14 protein-coding genes and 1 tRNA gene are annotated in these 19,906 nt (G+C 67.7%); 7 read left to right on the forward strand and 8 right to left on the reverse strand.

The genetic code is table 11. The annotated features are described in order from the left end of the window. The first annotated feature begins 46 nt into the window (after positions 1-46). Genes HWY45_RS01000 through HWY45_RS01010 form a run of 3 tightly spaced genes read left to right on the forward strand, consistent with a single transcriptional unit; the run spans position 47 to position 5,362 of the window. Positions 47-3,307, forward strand: coding sequence for an efflux RND transporter permease subunit (locus tag HWY45_RS01000; RefSeq protein ID WP_059884259.1), 3,261 nt, complete (start codon positions 47-49; stop codon positions 3,305-3,307). Further along, positions 3,288-3,971, forward strand: a complete 684-nt coding sequence (gene irlR, locus HWY45_RS01005; RefSeq protein ID WP_059563553.1) for a heavy metal response regulator transcription factor IrlR — start codon at positions 3,288-3,290, stop codon at positions 3,969-3,971. The genes HWY45_RS01000 and irlR overlap by 20 nt, the downstream gene beginning before the upstream one ends. Beyond that, positions 3,968-5,362, forward strand: coding sequence for a heavy metal sensor histidine kinase (locus tag HWY45_RS01010; protein WP_059884260.1), 1,395 nt, complete (start codon positions 3,968-3,970; stop codon positions 5,360-5,362). Before irlR ends, HWY45_RS01010 begins: the two co-directional genes overlap by 4 nt. A 28-nt stretch (positions 5,363-5,390) precedes the next feature. Here HWY45_RS01010 and HWY45_RS01015 read toward each other — a convergent pair whose 3' ends face one another. Next, positions 5,391-5,666 carry a DUF4148 domain-containing protein gene (locus HWY45_RS01015; protein WP_059884261.1) on the reverse strand — a complete coding sequence of 92 codons (276 nt, stop codon included), beginning with the start codon at positions 5,664-5,666 and terminating at the stop codon, positions 5,391-5,393. Positions 5,667-5,983: 317 nt separating this feature from the next. Between HWY45_RS01015 and HWY45_RS01020 the strand changes: the two genes are divergently transcribed. The 3 genes from HWY45_RS01020 to HWY45_RS01030 all read left to right on the forward strand — a co-directional run bounded on the left by HWY45_RS01020 (position 5,984) and on the right by HWY45_RS01030 (position 8,239). Continuing rightward, positions 5,984-6,184 carry a hypothetical protein gene (locus HWY45_RS01020; RefSeq protein ID WP_059563550.1) on the forward strand — a complete coding sequence of 67 codons (201 nt, stop codon included), beginning with the start codon at positions 5,984-5,986 and terminating at the stop codon, positions 6,182-6,184. Positions 6,185-6,248: 64 nt separating this feature from the next. After that, positions 6,249-6,716: a cupin domain-containing protein gene (locus tag HWY45_RS01025; RefSeq protein WP_059884262.1), complete on the forward strand. Its 468-nt coding sequence runs from the start codon at positions 6,249-6,251 to the stop codon at positions 6,714-6,716. A 134-nt stretch (positions 6,717-6,850) separates the two neighbouring features. After that, positions 6,851-8,239 carry a uracil-xanthine permease family protein gene (locus HWY45_RS01030; RefSeq protein WP_059884263.1) on the forward strand — a complete coding sequence of 463 codons (1,389 nt, stop codon included), beginning with the start codon at positions 6,851-6,853 and terminating at the stop codon, positions 8,237-8,239. A gap of 128 nt (positions 8,240-8,367) precedes the next feature. Here the strand turns inward: HWY45_RS01030 and HWY45_RS01035 are convergent, their stop codons facing one another. Beyond that, complete coding sequence (locus HWY45_RS01035; RefSeq protein ID WP_230946919.1) at positions 8,368-11,373, reverse strand: GH92 family glycosyl hydrolase; 3,006 nt, start codon at positions 11,371-11,373, stop codon at positions 8,368-8,370. 68 nt (positions 11,374-11,441) lie between these two features. Further along, entirely contained in the window at positions 11,442-13,877 is a 2,436-nt protein-coding gene (locus tag HWY45_RS01040; RefSeq protein WP_059884487.1) for a GH92 family glycosyl hydrolase, read from the reverse strand. Here HWY45_RS01040 and HWY45_RS01045 point away from each other — a divergent pair. Next, the gene (locus HWY45_RS01045) at positions 13,861-14,163 is read left to right on the forward strand and encodes a hypothetical protein (RefSeq protein ID WP_150998208.1); all 303 of its coding nucleotides are present in this window, start codon (positions 13,861-13,863) and stop codon (positions 14,161-14,163) included. The two genes, HWY45_RS01040 and HWY45_RS01045, sit on opposite strands and share 17 nt — an antisense overlap. Positions 14,164-14,287: 124 nt before the next feature. On the opposite strand, the gene HWY45_RS01050 is transcribed toward HWY45_RS01045, so the two are convergent. The 5 genes from HWY45_RS01050 to HWY45_RS01070 form a co-directional block, all read right to left on the reverse strand. After that, positions 14,288-15,217, reverse strand: coding sequence for a catalase family peroxidase (locus tag HWY45_RS01050; protein ID WP_063895658.1), 930 nt, complete (start codon positions 15,215-15,217; stop codon positions 14,288-14,290). Between the two features lie 118 nt (positions 15,218-15,335). Continuing rightward, positions 15,336-16,793: an aldehyde dehydrogenase family protein gene (locus HWY45_RS01055; protein WP_059884265.1), complete on the reverse strand. Its 1,458-nt coding sequence runs from the start codon at positions 16,791-16,793 to the stop codon at positions 15,336-15,338. Positions 16,794-16,805: 12 nt separating this feature from the next. Continuing rightward, positions 16,806-18,461, reverse strand: a complete 1,656-nt coding sequence (locus HWY45_RS01060; RefSeq protein WP_059884266.1) for a GMC family oxidoreductase — start codon at positions 18,459-18,461, stop codon at positions 16,806-16,808. Between the two features lie 150 nt (positions 18,462-18,611). Next, entirely contained in the window at positions 18,612-19,655 is a 1,044-nt protein-coding gene (locus HWY45_RS01065) for a LysR family transcriptional regulator (protein WP_230946918.1), read from the reverse strand. 148 nt (positions 19,656-19,803) lie between these two features. After that, a tRNA-Sec gene (locus HWY45_RS01070) sits at positions 19,804-19,899 on the reverse strand. Positions 19,900-19,906: the final 7 nt, after the last annotated feature.

Here is a 19,906-nt window from a genome sequence, read left to right on the forward strand (position 1 = left end):
CGAGGGCGGCGCCTCTCTCTTTCGCATTCCCGAGGATTCCCGTTCCATGTTCGAGCGCTTGATTCGCTTCGCGATCGCCCATCGCTGGCTCGTGATGCTGGCGATCGCCGCCGCGGCGGCACTTGGCGTGTTCAGCTACCAGAAGCTGCCGATCGACGCCGTGCCCGACATCACCAACGTGCAGGTGCAGATCAACACGTCCGCGCCCGGCTATTCGCCGCTCGAGGCCGAGCAGCGCATCACCTACCCCGTCGAGACCGCGATGGCCGGGCTGCCGAACCTCGAGCAGACGCGCTCGATCTCGCGCTACGGCCTGTCGCAGGTCACGGTGATCTTCAAGGACGGCACCGACATCTACTTCGCGCGCCAGCTCGTCAACGAGCGGATCCAGGAGGCGAAGGACAAGCTGCCGCCCGGCGTGTCGCCGGCGATGGGGCCGACGTCGACCGGGCTCGGCGAAATCTACCTGTGGACCGTCGAGGCCGAGCCGGCCGCGCGCAAGCCGGACGGCACGCGCTACACGCCGGCCGACCTGCGCGAGCTGCAGGACTGGGTGATCAAGCCGCAGCTGCGCAACGTGCCGGGCGTCACCGAGGTCAACTCGATCGGCGGCTACGTGAAGGAATTCCGGGTCGCGCCGAACCCCGCGAAGCTGATGTCGTACGGGCTGACGCTCGCCGACGTCGTGCGCGCGCTCGAGCGCAACAACGACAACGTCGGCGCCGGCTACATCGAGAAGCGCGGCGAGCAATACCTGGTGCGCGTGCCGGGGCAGGCGCGCACGGTCGACGACATCGCCAACGTCGTGCTCGCCAACGTCGGCGGCGTGCCGGTGCGCATGAAGGATCTGGGCGAGGTCGACGTCGGCCGCGAGCTGCGCACCGGCGCGGCCACCGCGAACGGCGAGGAAGTCGTGCTCGGCACGGTGTTCATGCTGATGGGCGAGAACAGCCGCACCGTCGCGAAGGCCGTGGCCGCGCGGATGGACGACGTGAACCGCACGCTGCCGGCCGGCGTGCGCGCGGTGCCCGTATACGACCGCACCGTGCTCGTCGAGAAGGCCGTCGCGACGGTCAGGAAAAACCTGCTCGAAGGCGCGATCCTCGTGATCGCGATCCTGTTCCTGTTTCTCGGCAACATCCGCGCGGCACTGATCACCGCGCTCGTGATCCCGCTGTCGATGCTGATGACGTTCACCGGCATGGTCAACGCGAAGGTCAGCGCGAACCTGATGAGCCTCGGCGCGCTCGATTTCGGGATCATCGTCGACGGCGCGGTGGTGATCGTCGAGAACTGCATCCGCCGCCTCGCGCACGCGCAGGCCGCGGCCGGCCGGCCGCTCACGCGCGACGAACGCTACGCCGAGGTGTTCGCCGCGTCGCAGGAGGCCCGCCGCGCGCTGATCTTCGGCCAGCTGATCATCATGGTCGTGTACCTGCCGATCTTCGCGCTGACGGGGGTCGAAGGGAAGATGTTCCACCCGATGGCGATCACGGTCGTGATGGCGCTCGCCGCCGCGATGGTGCTGACCGTCACCTTCATCCCGGCCGCCGTCGCGCTGTTCATCGGCAATCGCGTGCAGGAAAAGGAAAACCGCCTGATGGGCTGGGCGAAGCGGCTCTACGCGCCCGCGCTCGACCGCTTCATGACGCGCCCCGCGCGCGTGCTCGCCGGCGCGGTCGCGATCGTCGCGGCGACGCTGCTGCTCGCCGCCCGGCTCGGCAGCGAGTTCATCCCGAGCCTGAACGAAGGCGATCTCGCGGTGGCCGCGCTGCGGATTCCCGGCACGAGCCTGTCGCAATCCGTCGCGATGCAGCGGGCGATCGAGAAGACGCTGAAGCAGCGCTTCCCCGAGATCGACCGCGTGTTCGCGCGCACCGGCACTGCCGAGATCGCCGCGGACCCGATGCCGCCCAACCTGTCGGACGGCTACATCATGCTGAAGCCGGTCGACCAGTGGCCGGACCCGAAGAAATCGCGCGACATGCTGAAGGAGGAAATCGAGGCCGCGCTCGCCGACCTGCCCGGCAACGCGTACGAGTTCTCGCAACCGATCCAGCTGCGTTTCAACGAGCTGATTTCCGGCGTGCGCAGCGACGTCGCGGTGAAGATCTTCGGCGACGACATGGCGCAGCTCAACGATACCGGCACGCGCATCGCGGCCGCGCTGCAGAAGGTGCCGGGCGCATCCGAGGTGAAGGTCGAGCAGACCAGCGGCCTGCCCGTGCTGACGATCCAGCTCGACCGCGAGAAGCTCGCGCGCTACGGCGTGAGCGTCGGCGACGTGCAGGACGCGGTGGCCGCGGCGGTCGGCGGGCAAAAGGCCGGCACGCTGTTCCAGGGCGATCGCCGCTTCGACATCGTCGTGCGGCTGCCGGACGCGCTGCGCTCGGACGTCGAGGCGATCAAGCGCCTGCCGATCGCGCTGCCGTTCCAGGCCGCCGGCGGCGCGGCCGGCGCGATCGGCGCGAGCGGCCCGCTGGTGCAGGCGCCCTACGTGCCGCTCGCCGAGCTCGCGACGGTCGACGTCGCGCCGGGCCCGAACCAGATCAGCCGCGAGGACGGCAAGCGCCGCGTGGTGGTCAGCGCGAACGTGCGCGGCCGCGACATCGGCTCGTTCGTCGCCGACGCGAAGGCGCAGATCGGCCAGGACGTGCAGGTGCCGGCCGGCTACTGGCTGTCGTGGGGCGGGCAGTTCGAGCAATTGCAGAGCGCCAGCGAGCGGCTCAAGATCGTCGTGCCCGTCGCGCTGCTGATGGTGTTCGTGCTGCTGTTCGTGATGTTCAACAACGTGAAGGACGGCCTGCTGGTGTTCACCGGCATTCCGTTCGCGCTGAGCGGCGGCGTCGTGTCGCTGTGGCTGCGCGGCATCCCGCTGTCGATCACCGCGGCAGTCGGCTTCATCGCGCTGTCGGGCGTCGCGGTGCTGAACGGCCTCGTGATGATCTCGTTCATCCGCAACCTGCGCGACGAGGGCGTCGAGCTCGGCACGGCCGTGCGCGAAGGCGCGCTCACGCGCCTGCGGCCGGTGCTGATGACCGCGCTCGTCGCGTCGCTGGGCTTCCTGCCGATGGCGTTCGCGACCGGAACCGGCGCCGAAGTGCAGCGGCCGCTTGCAACCGTCGTGATTGGTGGCATCCTGTCGTCCACGGCGCTGACGCTGCTCGTCCTGCCCGTCCTGTACCGCGTCGCGTATTCGGTATCGATCCGGACGGCGCTCGGCGGCTGGCTGGCGCGACTGACACGCGGCGGCGCCGCACCTTCCGGGCAACCCAAGGCAACTCCCGATGCGAATCCTGATCGTTGAAGACGAACCCAAGACCGGCACCTACCTGCGCAAGGGCCTGACCGAAGCCGGCTTCGTCGCCGACTGGGTCGAGGACGGCATCACCGGCCTGCACCAGGCCACCACCGAGGATTACGACCTCGTGATCCTCGACGTGATGCTGCCCGGCAAGGACGGCTGGACCGTGCTGGAACACCTGCGCCGCACGCGCGAGACGCCGGTGCTGTTCCTCACCGCGCGCGACGACGTCGGCGATCGCGTGAAGGGGCTCGAGCTCGGCGCGGACGACTATCTCGCGAAGCCGTTCGATTTCGTCGAGCTGGTGGCCCGCGTGCGCTCGATCCTGCGGCGCGGGCAGCCGCGCGAATCGACGGTGCTGAAGGTGGCCGACCTCGAGCTCGACCTCACGCGGCGCAAGGCGACCCGCCAGGGCGACACGATCCTGCTGACCGCGAAGGAGTTCTCGCTGCTGTGGCTGCTGATGCGCCGCGAGGGCGAGATCCTGCCGCGCGCGACGATCGCGTCGCAGGTGTGGGACATGAACTTCAACAGCGACACCAACGTGGTGGATGCCGCGATCCGGCGGCTGCGCGTGAAGGTGGACGATCCGTACGAACCCAAGCTGATCCATACCGTGCGCGGCATGGGCTACGTGCTCGAACTGCGCGGCGCCGGCGGCCGATGATCGCGCGCGCCCTGCCCCGCACGCTGCGCGCGCGCCTGACGCTGCTGATCGTGCTGTCGACGTCGGCGGTGCTCGCGCTGAGCGGGTTCGCGCTGTACCGCGCGCTGTACAACCGGATCGAGAGTTCGTCCGCGCAGGAAATGGCCGTCACGATGAGCGCGCTGCAGGCGCATCTGGCCGCGATCCGCTTCGTCGACGAGATCCCGCGCCATGCCGACATCTGGATCGACCAGCTGCACGGCCACCAGAACATGGATCTCGCGATGTACGACGCGGCCGGCGCGCTGCTGCTGGCCACGTCCGGCTACGTGCCCGGCGCGCGCGCGACGGGCGGGCCGGCCTCGCAGACGCCCGTCGCGATCGCCGCGCCGGATTCGACGCTGCACTATCTCGTCGCGAGCGCGCCGCTCGACGGGCCCGGCGGCCTGCGCGTGCGCGTCGTGATCCAGCGCGACGCGCGAAGCGATCGCGCGCTGCTGCACGCGTATGCGTGGACGATCGTCGTGATCGAGGTGCTCGGCGTGGTGCTCGCCGCCGCGCTGGCGTACGGCATCGCGATGCTCGGGCTGAGCCCGCTGCGGCGGCTCGTCCGGCGCGCGGAGGAGATGTCGACGAGCCGCCTCGCTCAGCCGCTGCAGGGCCTCGATACGGCCGGCGAGCTGAAGGAGCTGGAGCATGCGTTCAACGGCATGCTCGCGCGGCTCGATGAGTCGTTTACGCGGCTGAGCCAGTTCTCGTCGAATCTCGCGCACGACATGCGCACCCCGCTCACGAACCTGGTTGCCGAGGCGCAGGTGGCGCTGTCGCGGCCGCGCAGCGCCGGGGAATACCGCGAGGTGATCGAGTCGGCGATCGACGAATACCAGCGGCTGTCGCGGATGATCGAGGACATGCTGTTCCTCGCGCGCGCGGACAACGCGGAAAGCCATCTGGCGATCCGCACGCTCGACGCGTTCGACGAGACCGAGCGCGTCGCCGGCTACTACGAGCCGATGGCGGACGATGCGGGGGTCACGATCCGGGTCGACGGCGCGGGCACCGTGCGCGCCGACGTGCTGCTGTTCCAGCGTGCGCTCAGCAACCTGCTGAGCAACGCGATCGCGCATGCGCCGCGCGACACGACGATCCATATCGATTGCACGCAGACCGACGACGCGACCACGATCACCGTATCGGACGCGGGGCCCGGCATCGCCGAAGCGCACCGCGAACGGATCTTCGAGCGCTTCTACCGGGTCGATCCGGCGCGGCACAACTCGGCGTCCGGCACCGGCCTCGGCCTCGCGATCGTCAGGTCGATCATGCAGAGCCACGGCGGCGAGTGCGGCGTCGAAAGCGAGCCGCACGTGCGCACCGCGTTCTGGCTGCGGTTTCCGGCGGCCGCGCGCTGAGCGCGCGCCGCCGCTCGCACGACCGGGCTCAGCGCGTCGCGAGCCGGCCGTCGTGCGCGTCCAGGCCCGCCGCCTTCTCGTTCCCGTGGACGGATATCCCGTGCAGCACCTTGTTGCGGTCGACCTGCTGCGGGCCGGGCGGATAGTCGTGCTTGTTGGACGGGATCGTGCCGTCGTGCTGCGCCTGCACGAGTTCCTGGCGCACGTCGGCGCGCGTCTTGCCCTGCGCGAAGGCGTTCGGCGCGATGCCGCCCGCGGCCAGGATCGCGGCGACGAGACAGGTCGATAGTTTTGCGACGTTCATCTGGAGTGCTCCTTGTGAGAAGACTGCCGGTCGGCAGGTGCTTCCAGTCTCGTTCAGCGACGGTACGCGCCCGTGAGCACGGGATGACAAATCCGTCATCGACGGCGCGCGGCCGCCGGGCGCGCAGATGACGGATTTGTCATGCGCCGATCACGGCGGCGATGCGGCCGCTGCCTAAGATCGCTGCCTGAGTGGCCCGCTCCGGGCCCTCGACCACGCGACGCGCACGGGCGGCGAGTAGCCCGGCTGCGCCTTGTCCCGGACACCTTGCGTGTCCGGGGCTCTTTTCCCTTCCATGTGTACGCACCGCCAGGATCTTGAAAGCACGCCTCGTCACCTTCGCCGTTCCGTTCCTGCTCGCCGGCTGCGCGCTGGGCAATGCGGACCCGGCCGCCTCGCCGGATCAGCCGCGCGCCGCGCCAGCATCGAGCAGCCGGTTGGTCGACTATGCGGGGCATCCGTGCGGCAACCAGAACCTGCACGTGAAGACGCATCCTTGCGTCTTTCCGCGGCGATAAAGGCGCGCGGCACGCCTACAATCGACGTCGTGCGCATTGCCCGCGCGACCTCGAGGAGCCGCCCATGCCCAGGATCGACATCGCCCACGTCCCCGAACGCAAAGGCACGGGCTATCCGGCGCCGTTCGATGCGCGTTGCGCCGAGCGCATACGCCAGCGGCTCGGCGATGCGGGCGGGCTCACCGATTTCGGCGTCAACCTGATGCGCCTGCCGCCCGGCAACTGGTCGAGCCAGCGTCACTGGCATTCGGCCGAGGACGAATTCGTGTTTATCCTCGAAGGCGAAGTGACGCTGATCGAGGACGGCGGCGAAACGGTGCTGCGCGCCGGCGACTGCGCGGCCTTCCCGAAAAACAGCGGCAACGGCCATCACCTGGTCAACCGCTCGGCGGCGACGGCCGTCTATCTCGAAGTCGGCTCGCGCTCGCCCGCCGACGTCATCACCTGCTCCGACGTCGACATGATGAGCCCCAGCGCCGACGGCCGCTTCCTGCACAAGGACGGCACGCCGTATCCGGCGCCCGGCGCGTGACGGAGGGCACCCGGCGCCGGTGCGCCGGAGCGCCTGTCGCCCCCTTCCGACCCCGCTTCAGACTCGCCGGCGGCGGCGGCGGCCGCGTCTTCCCGTAAAATTCCGCACTTTCCATCCCGACCGGCCCTTTCGTCATGCAACCCGCCTCCGCCACCCAACCCGCCGCCCATGGCGCCGACGACGCCGACACCGCCCGCGACCTGGTCTACGGCCCCGACGACCGGCCCGCGCCGACGGTCGCCTTCGTCGCGGCCCTGCAGCACCTGCTGGCGATCCTGGTGCCGATCGTCACGCCCGGCCTGCTGATCTGCCAGGCGCTGGGCGTGCCCAGCCGCGACACCACGCTGATCGTGTCGATGTCGCTGGTGATCTCCGGCATCGCCACGTTCGTCCAGTGCCGCCGCTTCGGCCCGCTGGGCGCCGGCCTGCTGATCGTCCAGGGCACCAGCTTCAACTTCGTCGGCCCGCTGATCGCCGGCGGCAGCCTGATGGTCAAGCAAGGCACGCCGGTCGAGACCGTGATGGCCGCGATCTTCGGCGTCGTCATCGCCGGCTCGTTCGTCGAGATGGGCGTGTCGCGCATCCTGCCGTTCGTCAAGCGGCTCATCACGCCGCTCGTCACCGGCATCGTGGTGCTGCTGATCGGCCTCACCCTCATCAAGGTCGGCCTCGTCAGCATGGGCGGCGGCTACGGCGCGATGGCCAAGGGCAGCTTCGCGAGCGTCGAGAACCTCACGCTGTCCGGGCTGGTGCTCGGCACGATCATCCTGCTCAACCGCGTGCCGGTCGTGTGGGTGCGCAGCACCGCGCTGGTGATCGCGCTGGCGATCGGCTATCTCGCGGCCGCGTTCCTCGGCCGCCTGGATTTCACCGGCGCGCGCGAGGCCGCGCTGTTCCAGATCCCGACGCCGCTGCACTTCGGCCTCGGTTTCTCGTGGTCGCTGTTCGTGCCGATGCTGATCATCTACCTGGTCACGTCGCTGGAGGCGATCGGCGACGTCACCGCGACCAGCAAGATCTCGAAGCAGCCGGTCGAGGGGCCGCTGTGGATGCAGCGCATCAAGGGCGGCGTGCTGGTCAACGGCGCCAACTCGCTGCTGGCCGGCGTGTTCAACACCTTCCCGAGCTCCGTGTTCGCGCAGAACAACGGCGTGATCCAGCTCACCGGCATCGCGAGCCGCCACGTCGGCCTGTGGATCGCGGGCATGCTCGTGGTGCTGGGCCTGTTCCCGCCGGTCGCCGGCGTGCTGCAGGCCGTGCCCGAGCCCGTGCTCGGCGGCGCGGCGATGGTGATGTTCGGCGCGGTGGCCGCGTCCGGCATCAACATCCTCGCCGGCATCCGGCTGGATCGCCGCGCGCTGCTGATCATCGCCGTTTCGCTGGCGCTCGGCCTCGGCGTGTCGCAGGTGCCGGACATCCTGACCCACCTGCCGCATGCGCTCAAGAACGTGCTGGAATCGGGCGTCGCGACGGGCGGCATCTGCGCGCTGGTGATGAACTGGTTTTTGCCGGAAAGGCATTGATGCGGGCGTGATCCGGCATGCATGTTCCGACAGCACCGGGACAGCACAAAGAAACCGGGAGGCCGATGCCTCCCGTCGCCCGGCTAAAGTCCGGATGAATCGTCGCTAGCCGCAACGAAACACAGCGATCAACCGCCCACGGCCATCGCAAACACATGCTGACGCCCGCTGCTGACCTGATACGGGAACGTGACGCTCTTCACGGCCCGGGTCGGATCGATGGCCTGCGTCCACTGGAACACCTTGGCCGGGACGTTATCCGCGCTGCCATCCATCTGCACGCGCGTCGGCGTCGACAGCGCAACCGTGTTGTAGGCGCCCGGCTGCCTGCTGCCGCCGTTCAGCGTCCAGTCGTCGAAGGTCAGATCGTACACCGCCTGCGTGCCGTCGACATAGGTGACGGTCAACCTGCCGGTGGACGGGCCATTGGTCGCGCTACCGAGCAGCGACAGCGACCTGCCGCGCACCGGTGTCGAAAACGTGATCGTCTGCCCCTGGACGACCATGTTGTCCAGCCCCATCCTGCCGTCCGGCCACGCGAACGTCAGACCGTTGAACGCGAGCTGCGCACCCGGCGCCGCGCCGGCCGCGGCGAGCGCCTCCCGTGAATATCGCCATCCCGATCCGTCGAACGTATAGCCTTCGGCGGCGAGGTCCGGCCTCGAACCGTTCGCGCCGACGCCGGTGTTGTTGAGCGCATCGGCGATGCCGGCGAATCCGTCGAGGCCATAGGACGGCAATTTCCCGGTGCCGGACGCGCCCCATTTCGACGGCTCGCTGCCCATCGCGACATCGAGTCTCGCCACCTTGCGAAGATCGTCCTGCAGCCAGACCCACGGCACGTCGAGCACGGCGCCGTTCAGCGAAGCGCTCTGGATATAGCGCGAGTCGGGGCCGGCGCCGCTCGCGTTGATGACCAGTTGCTTCGTGCCGTCCGCCCAGCGCACGACGGCCTTCGGAAACACGGGCGCGTGCAGTGCGAGCCCGCCGACGGACGGGATGGCCGGGTACGCCCCGAGCGCGGCCCATACGTACCACGACGATACCGCGCCGAGATCGTCGTTGCCGGGCAGCCCGCCGGGGCCGTCGCTGAACACGGCGGCGATGTTCTCGCCCGGATTGCCGTTGACGATGTCGCGCACCACCTTCTGCGTGCGCCACGGGGCGCCGGCCCAGTTGTAGTGCCACGGCGACGCGAAGCTCGGCTCGTTGCCGATATAGAAATTCGGCGGCGACATGCCGGCGTTCAGGTTGGAAAAGTACGCATCCAGCCGCTTCACGACAGCGTCGTTGCCGCCCATCAGCGCATATAGTTCGCGCGTGTCGTGCAGCGTCATCCACGTATATTGCTCGGCGTTGCCCTCGACCATGTCCTGGTTCGCGATCGGCGCAAGTTTCCAGCTGCCGTCATCGAAGCGCGGCAGGATCTGCTTCTGCTGCGCGTTGAACATGTTCTTCCACTGCGCGGCGCGCGCGAGGAACTGGCGATAGGCCGGTTCGTTGCCGAGCGATTTCGCGAACGACGCAATCGCGAAGTCGACGGCGCTGAATTCGGGGGTCAGCGAGCCGGCCCACCACCCCCGGTTGAGCGACACGAAGCCGCGCGTCAGGTGATCGCTCATCCGGTCGTCGCCGTCGCGCGGAATCGTGTTGCCGCAGCGCGCCACGCGCTTGTTGCCGGCCAGCCTCATGTACTTCAGTGCGCCCGCGGTATCGAAGGCCGTGGCGCCGAACGCATGGCCGCCGACGATCACGGGCACGCCGGAGTCGCCCGGCATGATGCCCTGGTCGACGTTGATCGGCGACCAGCGCGGAATCGCGCCGCACTGGTCGGCGTCGGTCACCAGCGACTGCAGCATGTCGCTGGTCTCGCGCGGGAACAGCATGCCGAGCAGCGGCATCAGGCTTCGATACGTGTCCCAGTTCGAATAGTTCACGTATTGCGTACGGCCGCTCTCGACCCGGTGAACCTTTCTGTCGAAGCCGATGTAATCCCCGGTGACGTCGCTGTTGACGTTCGGCGACAGCATCGAGTGATACAGCGCCGTATAGAACTTGCGCTTGTCGACGAGCGATCCGCCCTCCACCTGGATCGTATTCAGCCGATCGTTCCAGGTGTCGTCGGCGGCCTTGCGCACGGCGTCGAAATCCCAGTTGGGCGAGGGATTCTCCGCGTCCAGGTTCCGCTTCGCGTTGTCGATGCTGACGTACGACAACGCCACCTTCATCTGGATCGGCGCGTTTGTCGCGGCAAAGCGCACTTTCGCGTTGCCGTTGCCGAGGTCGGTCGCCGTCTTGTCGATGTTGCGGTCGAACCGAATGTAGAAATAGACCGTGTAGTTCGGCGCGCCGCAGAAGCCACCGCCCACCGTCGAGCCCTGCAGCGCGTCGTTGCCCGCATAGCCGATGCTGCCCGCCGTCGACGCCTTGGTGTTCGTGCGCGTGGCGTCGATCACGAGCGCCGGCGCCCGCGCGCTGTCGGGAAAGGTGAAACGCCCGAAGCCGGTGCGCGTCGTCGCGGTCAGTTCCACCTTGATGCCGTCGTTCAGCGCGACGCGGTAGTAGCCCGGCGACGCGGTTTCGTTCTCATGCCTGAAGTTCGGCACCGGCTTGACGAGGTTCGAGGCCACGGTGGCCGGATCGAGCGCCGGCATGACCGGGAGTTCGCCGGAATTGCCGTCGCAGCCCGCGCCGCTCATCTGCGTGAGCGGGAAGCCGATGATCGTGTTCTCCGTATAGACATAGCCGACCGGCGTGTCCTTGCCGCCGCCGGGCTTGATGCTGGGCGTCATCGGCGTCCACTGCACCATGCCGAACGGCATGGTGGCGCCGGGGAACGTGCCGCCGCGCTCGCCGGCCGGCACCGGGTCGGTCGCCCGGACACTGGCGTTGGCCGTGCCGATGAACGGATTGACGTACTGGGTCAACGACGCCCGCACGTATGATTCCTCGGGGACGACGGTCGTGTCGGCCGATGGGCGGATCGTGCTGCCCGGGCTTCCCGTCCCGGGCCGCGCGGCAGCCGCGGCCGCCGACGAAACCCTGGACGACGACATGCCGTCGTCCCCGTTGCAGCCGACGAGCAGCACGCTCGTCAGGAGTGCAGTCAATCCGGCGTTGTATCGTCTCTTCATGCGTCCTCCTTTGATGTGCAGTAGCGGAATCCGACCGCGTCGCGCAGCCGCCTCGACTTGCGACAGGATCAACGCGACGGTTTCGCGACGGCCTTCGTGTAGTCCGCGCCGGGGCCGGACGGCGGCGCCAGCGCGGCGCCCGTTGCCCAGTCGGTCGGCGTGGACGACAACGTGTAGGTCAGCGTGCCGCCGTCGGCAATGGCCGCGAGCGGCAGCCACGATCCCGGGTAGGCCTTTCCGTTGAGCTGCACGGACTTGATGTACGGCTTGCCGTTCAGCAGCGCCTCGTCGTCGGACTCGATGCGCAGCTTCTTCGTGCCGTCGGCGAGCCAGACCGTCATGCCCTTGAACTGCGGCGTCGACATCGCGAGGCCGGGCGCCGACGGCACGACCGGATAGAGGCCGAGGCTCGCCCACAGGTAGAAGCCGGACGTCGCGCCGAAGTCGTCGTTGCCGGGCAGGCCGCCGGGTGCGTTGAAGAAGGTCTTCGTCATCACGATCGGGATTACGCGCTGCGTGAGCTGCGGCCTGCCGGTCCAGTTGTACGCCCACGGCGTCTGCAGCGACGGCTCGTTGCCGATATACAGCGTGCTGCCCGATTCGCCGCTGTTGAGCGTCGACGCGCTCGGCAACGGGCCGTCGAACGGATCGGCCTGGCTGAGGCCGAACAACGTGTTCAGGCGCGCGATGGCCGCGGCGTTGCCGCCCAGTTGGCTGATCAGCTCCGTGTAGTCATGGCCGATCGTCCAGATGTAGTTCGGCTCGGTCGATTCATGGAAGCCGCGATTGTTGTTGAGACTGAAGTCCCATTGTCCGCTCGAGTTCTTCGTGACGAGCCCCTTCGTTTCACCGTAGTAGTCGTTTCCGGGCGGAATGTTCGCGTTGAAGATGTTGAGCCAGTTGCGGCCGCGCTTGCGCAGCGCAGCGACGGTGCTTGCGTCGTCGGCACGGCCGAGCGCGGCGAGGAAGTTGCCGATCGACGTGTCCGTCGCGGTCAGTTCCAGCGTCATCGAGCCCGCGTGATGGTTCCCGGCAACCTCGGTCGACACATAGCCGTTCTTCAGATAGAAGTCGCCGACCGTGTTCACGCCGGCGCCGTCGTCGACGCTGCCCATGTCGTTGCAGGCGCCCTCGACGAACGGGCTGCCCGGCCCGCCCGTGCCGAACGCGGATTGCAGCATGTACTTGCGCGCGCTGCCGGTATCGAAGCCGCGTGCGCCGAACGCATAGGCACCCGCGATTACGTTCGGTGCGTGGTCGCCTTCCATCGGCTTGGTGTCGTCGCTGCCGTCCACCCAGTGCGGAAACGCGCCGCACTGCTTCGCATCGGCCACGAGCGATTGCATCATGTCGCCCGTCTCGCCCGGGAACATCAGCGCCTGCAATTGCGTCAGCGAGCGGTACGTATCCCACAGCGAGAATCCCGAATAATGCGTACGGTACGCATTCGGATTGCCGGGCACCGGATACTGCGACACGTTGGCCGTGTCGCGCCGGGGCGCGGTGTTCGGCGGATCGGCGAGATTGGCCTGGCGCATGCCGCGATAATCGCCGTTGACGTCGCTGTAGACCGTCGGTCCTGCCATCGCGTGATAAAGCGCCGTGTAGAACTGCGTGACGTAATCCTTCGCAGTCCTGGCTTGCGCATCCCCAAGGCTTCCCGTCGCGCCCGGCTGGGCGAGATCGAGCTGGATCGTGTTGAGCCGGCTGTTCCAGGCTGCATCCAGCTTGCCCCTGACCTTGTCGAACGACCAGCCGGGGTTTTCCGTCGTCAGGTTCAGCCTGGCATTCGCCACGCTGACGGATGAAATGCCGGCCTTCAGCTGCACGGTCGTCTTGCCGCCACCGGCCTTGGGCACGAACACGAGCGTTGCAACACCGTTGGCGACTTGGGTTGCCTTCGGATCGAGCGGGGTATCGAACGTGATGTAGAAGTTCACCGGCTTGTACCAGGTGCCGCCGCAGAACGCGCCGACCACCGCCGTGCCGGACACGACGCCCGCCCGCGCATCGACAGCGATGTTGACCGGGTCCGGTATCAGCGTGGTCGGCACGCCCGACTTCATGCCGTTGCTGCGCAGCGCATTGATGACGAGGGTCGGCGCCGAACCGGACGGATAGGTGAGGCGCGCCATCCCGGTACGCGTCGTTGCCGTGAACTCGCTGAGAATGCCATTGCCGGTCCTCACGCCGTAATAACCGGGCGACGCCACCTCGTCATCGTGCGAGAACGACAGCGAACCGCCGCCTGGAATCATTGCAACCGCGCCCTGCCCGCGGCAACCGGGGCCCGCCAGATGGGTCAGGCTGAAAAAGTCGATGGTCGTATCGGAGTAGTAATAGCCGCCGGAACCGTTACCCCATGGCGCCCTGCTGCCGGGCGTATCGGGACCGAAGCTGACCATGCCGAACGGCGCTTGCGCCGCCGGATTCAGGTTGCCGGGGAAAAGGCCGCCCGCCTTGGGCGCGCCCGTGCCGATGAATACGTTGACGAACTTCGTCAAGCCGGCGATATCGGTTCGCTTCACGACGGCGGACGCGTTGGCGCCGTCGCCGGTCGTCGCGGGATTCATGCCGGCAGATTCGCCATTTCCTGGAGGACTGGCCACGGCTTCCGAAACGGCAGGCGTGGCGGGTGCGGACTCCACCGAATCGCCGCCGCATCCTGAAGTCATCAACGCTGCCGTGATGGCGGCGGCCGCAGCCCAATGCGCCCTTCCATTCATTCAGGCCTCCATATCGTGGATTTCGCGAACATGGCACTTCATTGTTCGCGTCAGTTTGCCCTGAAGAAACGCGTGCCTGCCATCAGGAAGTTTCCCTCATTTTTATTGTTTTTATCTAAACAGCCTATATTCAAAGCAACTGTTCCGATCAAGCCGATATCGTCGACGCGCATCGCGCGTCATTCGCGCTATTCCACCCCACTATCCCCACGCGCCAACGCGCGGCGTCGCGCGAACGAATTGGCATAGGCCCGGTGTCGAACCGCCAGCATCGGATCGCCCGCGTGTTCAATGCCGGTCGTCAGGCGTGCGGGATCGAAAGCGACGCGCTCCTGGGCCGTCTCGTCCGTCGTCACGTCGGTCAATGCGATTTCTCCAAGATCAACGCGCGGCCGGTCGTCCGGCCAGGCGGCCGAGATATCGTCGAGCCGATCGCCCGGGCCGGCGACCTGCAGCGTTAATTTCATGCGCGCCTGTCCGCGCGCGACGCGCGTTCGAATATCCCGTTTCAGAAAATCCGCCGGCAACGCCGCTGCCCTTTCGTCGCTCCAGTGCTCGACCTCGGTTTCCGGTTCCACGATGTAGCGGCCCGCCGTCCTGCCCCCGTCGAGGCCAGTGAAGACAAACGCGTGCATTGCATGAAATTGCTCGGTCAAATAGCTGCGCGGGGTCGCCAGCGGCAGCGCGACAAAGCGCCTCGCCGCTTCGTGCGCGACGAGATGGCGTTCAAGGAACTCGGGCTGGGTGTCGGCCCGATTGACCGCGTGCAGGAACGCGAGAAATTCGGCCGGTGTGCGGGCGGGAAACCCGTTCGCGGAATGAGCGACGAGATCGGTCGTCGCGCCGCCCGGCAGCATGAAGCGAATCGCGAGTCCGCGCGGATTCGCGTGCGGCGCGTTGTCGGGGACATCGGGTGCGCCGCCGAAATTGGAAAACCGAATCAGGATCGGAATCCGTTGCCCCTGAAAGTGCGACGCGACGCTCAGCCGCGCGGCGTGCCGGGTGGCGACGAAGTGGCCTCGCAGCAATATCCCTTTTGCATGGTTGACGCGACGAGGCGGCGGGGTAGCTGCGCCGCCATATAACGCATCGACGAGTTGCTCCGGTTCGACGGACATCGAGTGTTCCAGTTGATGGATGGATTCGGACGCGGGCCGGCGCGACGCAGCGGCACGCGATGCATGCCGCTGCAACGCTGTCGCAGGGGGCGCCACACCCATGCGCGCGTTCCGGCCGCTATTGAATGGCCCCGGTTTTCAGGGTGACGTGCTTGTATTCGATGAAGTCGTCGATCGCGGCGGCGCCGTTCAGGCGACCGAGCCCGGATTGGCGGTAGCCGCCCTCCTCGAACTCGTCGTAAACCTTCGCCCAGTCGTTGATCCAAACCGTGCCGACCTGCAGCGCCTGCGCGACGCGCAGCGAGCGCTGCACGTCGCGTGTCCATACCGCGGCGGCCAGCCCGTATTCGCTGTCGTTGGCGAGCATGACGCCTTGTGCCTCGGCTTCGAATACCTGCATCGTCATCACCGGCCCGAACACTTCCTGTTGCACGATGTCGAGCTTCGGGTCGTCGACTTCCAGCAGCGTCGGGCGATAGAACGCACCGCGCGCCAGGTCGCCGTCGGTCACGGGGCCGCCGCGCACCACCACCTGCGCGCCGGCCGCGATTGCCCGGTCGACCGCGCGGTTGACGCGTTCGACGTTGGCCTTGTCGATGAGGGGCCCCATGTCGCTGCGCGGATCGGCGGCGGGTCCGACACGCACGGCGCGAAGGCGTTCGGCGAGGCGCGTGCGCAGCGCATCCGCGATGCCGCGCTGCACGAGCACGCGCGAGCCGGTCATGCAGAACTGGCCGGCGAACACGGTCAGCGATTTTTCGAGGATGGGCAGCGCCTCGTCAAGGTCCGCATCGTCGAATACGACATGCGGCGTCTTGCCACCGAGTTCGAGTCCGAAGCGCTTCAGCCGCTGCGCACCCACGCTGGAGATGGCCCGGCCGGTGGCGGTCGATCCGGTGAAGCTGATGACCGGCACATCGGGAGATGCAACGAGAAATTTCGAGCCGTCCGCGCCCGATTCGCTGAACAGGTTGATGACGCCGCGCGGCAGCGACCGGGCTTCCGAAAGCACGTCGGCAACCAGCGCGTTGGTCTGGGCAGTCTGCCCGGGCATCTTGATCACGGCGGTCGCACCGGCGGCAAGCGCGGGCGCAAGCGAGCGAATCATCAGCACGACCGGCGAATTCCACGGCACGATGATGCCGGCGACGCCCATCGGCTCGCGCAGCACGAACGAGACCACATCGGGTTTCGGCGTGCCGCTGTGCCCTCGTTCGGCCCGCGCCAGCGCGGCGTAATAGCGGAGCTTCGATGGCACCATCGAGATCTCGAAGCGCGCTTCGGGCTTGACCTTGCCGTTCTCGAGCGACAGCAGGTCGATCAACGCTTCGGCGCGTCGTTCGAACGCGGCCGCCAGTTCGTCGAGCACCGTGGCGCGCAATGCGGCGTCACGTTTCCAGCGCGTGCCTTCAAACGCGCTCAGCGCCGCGGCGACGGCCGCCCGCGCCTCGGGTTCTCCGCCGTCGGCGTAGCGGCCGATCACCGCGCCGGTGGCAGGATCGATGGAATCGCGGTGGAGGGGGGAATCGACGCGCTCTCCGTCGATCCAGTGCAGGGCATGAAGCTTGGACATCATGGTGTTCCTCGATCAGATGTAGCGATGGGCGATGTGCTCGGCCGTCGCGATCGTGGTGATGTTGGTGGCGACGGAGATCGCCTCCGGGAAAATCGACGCGTCGACGACGCGCAGATTGCGCACGCCGTGCACGCGTGCGTCGAGATCGACGACAGCGTGCGGATCGTTGATCGCGCCCATCGGCGCCGTCGACGTTGGATGGTGATAGGTATCGAGCGTCGACCGGGCCGACGCGAGGATCTGCGCGTCGGTCAGGGCGAGCGGCCCCGGATTCAGTTCCTCGTGAATCAGGTCGGACAAAGGCGCGGTGCGGCCGATGCGGCGTGACAATCTGATTCCATCCAGGAGGCGCGCACGATCCCGCTCGTCGGCGAGGAAGTTCAGGTCGATGAGCGGTGCGTCGGCGGGGCGGCGGCTCGCGAGCTTCAGACTGCCGACGGACAGCGGGCGCGTCAACGCCACCGCAAGCACGAAGCCGACCCCGGTCGGGCTCTGGTCGTGCGGAAACAGATGGGTCGCCGTGATGTGCAGATCGAGATCGCCTTCCTGCGCGGTCGAACTGTTCGTCCAGAGGAATGCGCCGATGACCGGCGACGGGTCGCCGATTCGGTCGGGGCGAGCCGCGTACGCGTTGTAATAGAACGGATGATCCTGCAGGCGCTGGCCGACGGGGAGCGCCGCGACCTCGGGGATCGACAGTGCGCGCAGGTCGGCGCCCGGACCGATGCCCGAGCGCAGCAGGATCGCGGCGCTGCCGTATGCGCCCGCACTGAGGATCACTTCGTTTGCATGGATTTCTTCGCCGCTGTCGAGCCTGACGCCGATCGCGCGATCCCCGTCGAACAGCACGCGATCGACGAGCGCATCGCCGCGAATCCGCAGGTTCTGTCTGGCGCGAACTTCGTTGGTCAGGTAAGCGATCCCGGTGTTGACGCGCACGCCGTTGACGATGTTCATCGGATACGGCCCGACGCCGTTCGCGTCCGGCCCGTCGAAGTCGTCGACGGCGCGGTAGCCGTTCGCGACGGCCGCGTCGATGAAGGCACGCTGCATCGGCGTGACGTCGTCGCGGGTCAGTTGTCGCACCGGCAGCGGTCCCGCATGGCCGTGCAGTGCGGCGCTGCCGGAATCGCGGTGTTCGAGGCGCTTGAATGACGGCAGCATGTCCGCATACGACCAGCCCGGCAGGTTCCAGTGCTTCAGGTCCTGCGGCCGCGCGCGGATCGCGACGGCGCCGTTGATCGCGGAGCTCCCGCCGAGCACCTTGCCGCGCAGCGCGCCGATCGGATGATCGACGTAGCCGGCTTGCGTGCGATATCCCCATTCGTGCGGCGCGTCGCCGCCGACGCGGTCGCTGCTGGCGATCACACGCGGATAGTCCCACGCGGCGTAGTTGCGGCCGGCTTCGAGCAGCAGCACGTTGCGGCTCGCCTTCTCGCTCAGGCGCGCCGCCATCACCGCGCCGGCCGAGCCGCCGCCGACGATCAGCACGTCGACCGTCTGCCGGCCGCTTCGGGCAGGGCGCCGAGCCGATGCATCGGCCGTGGCCGAGGGTGCCGCGAGCGCGTCGCTGCCGAGCAGCGAGCCGGCGGCAAGCGCCGCGGAATGCGCGACGGCTCGCGCGAGCATGGCGCGTCGCGCCGGATGTTTGAGCGTGGTTTCGTTCATGTCGGCCTTTCCTCGATGGAGTGCGGCCGCCAGCTTACGAACGGGAGGCACGCCGGCATAGCCGGCGGCGGGCGAACCGGCAGTTCGGTTTTTCCGAACGGCGCGGTTCGATCGCACGCGGCGTGCCGGCCGGCGCGATCGAGGAGGTCGTCAGGCCGGTTTGGCGCGCGGCAGGATCCCGCGTTCGATCAGCGGAACATCCCAGCTCGCGGGACGGCCGATCGCATCGGTCAGGAAGTCGAGCAGCGCGTGAATCCTGGGTGACGTGCGGATGCTCTTGCGATATACGACGGAAACGTGGCCGCCCGGCGGCGCGTAGCCGGACAGCACCGGAACCAGTTCGCCGGAGAGCAGCGCATCGGACGCGAGGAAGGTCGGCAGGATCGCGAGGCCGAGGCCGGCGATCGCGCCGGCGAGCAATTGATGGCCCGAGTCGGTCCGCATGCGCGTGCCGATGCGAAACGATTTCGGCTCGCCGTCGACCGGCAGGCACCACATGCCGTTCGGCTCGCGATTCAGATAGATCAGTCCATCGTGCCGCGCCAGGTCGTCGGGGTGCGCCGGCACGCCGCGCTGGGCGAGATAGGCAGGACTCGCGCACACCAAATGATGATTTCCGGCGAGCGAGCGCGCCACGAGACTGGAGTCGGCAAGCGGCCCGATGCGGATCGCCGCGTCGAATCGACCGTCGTGGAGATTGGACAGCCGGTCGTCCGCTTCGACGTCGATGCATAGCGCCGGGTACTTCGCGGAGAAGCGCGACAGCAGCGGCGCGAGCTGGCGCGTGATGAAGGTCACGGGCACCGCGAGCCTGAGCGTTCCACTCAGGCTCGAGCCGGCTTCGTGTACGTCGTCCTCGATGCGTTCGAGTTCCTGCAGAAGATGCCGTGACCGCTCGAAGAAACGCGCGCCCGGTTCAGTGAGCTGCAACGGGCGGCCGCGCTTGAGCAGCGGACAGTCGAGGCGTTTCTCGAGACGCTGGACACGCTGGCTGACGATTGATTTGGTGGTGCCGAGACGCCGCGCTGCTTCGGAGAAACTGCCCGATTCGACGACGGCCACGAACGTGCTCATGTCGGAGAATTTGTTCATGCGCTTGACATGGGTGACGGAGGCTGCCCGAACCCTGCGTCCGCGCGCGCCAGCGCAGCATTCTAACGTCGTCCTGCCATGTCGCCCGCCGTTCCTGCCCACAAAGCCCGGCTCGCTACCCCTACTTCATGGGGAGATCGTGCGGAGCCTCGATGGATGCCGCAAGCATGCCGTTACCCACAAATCGCTTTGAAATCAGCGATCTACGGGGTATTCACGGAAGCCGTCGGAATAGCCGGGAAGCGTTGAATGGCGGAAGGCAGCCGGAGTCGAACCGACCAGGGAGCGTCTGACGCCCCCTACCGGGTTTGAAGCCCGGCCGCACCACCGGATACGGATGCCTTCCTTGGGGA

It is taken from the genome of Burkholderia stagnalis (genome assembly GCF_902830275.1).
Taxonomy (GTDB): domain Bacteria; phylum Pseudomonadota; class Gammaproteobacteria; order Burkholderiales; family Burkholderiaceae; genus Burkholderia; species Burkholderia stagnalis.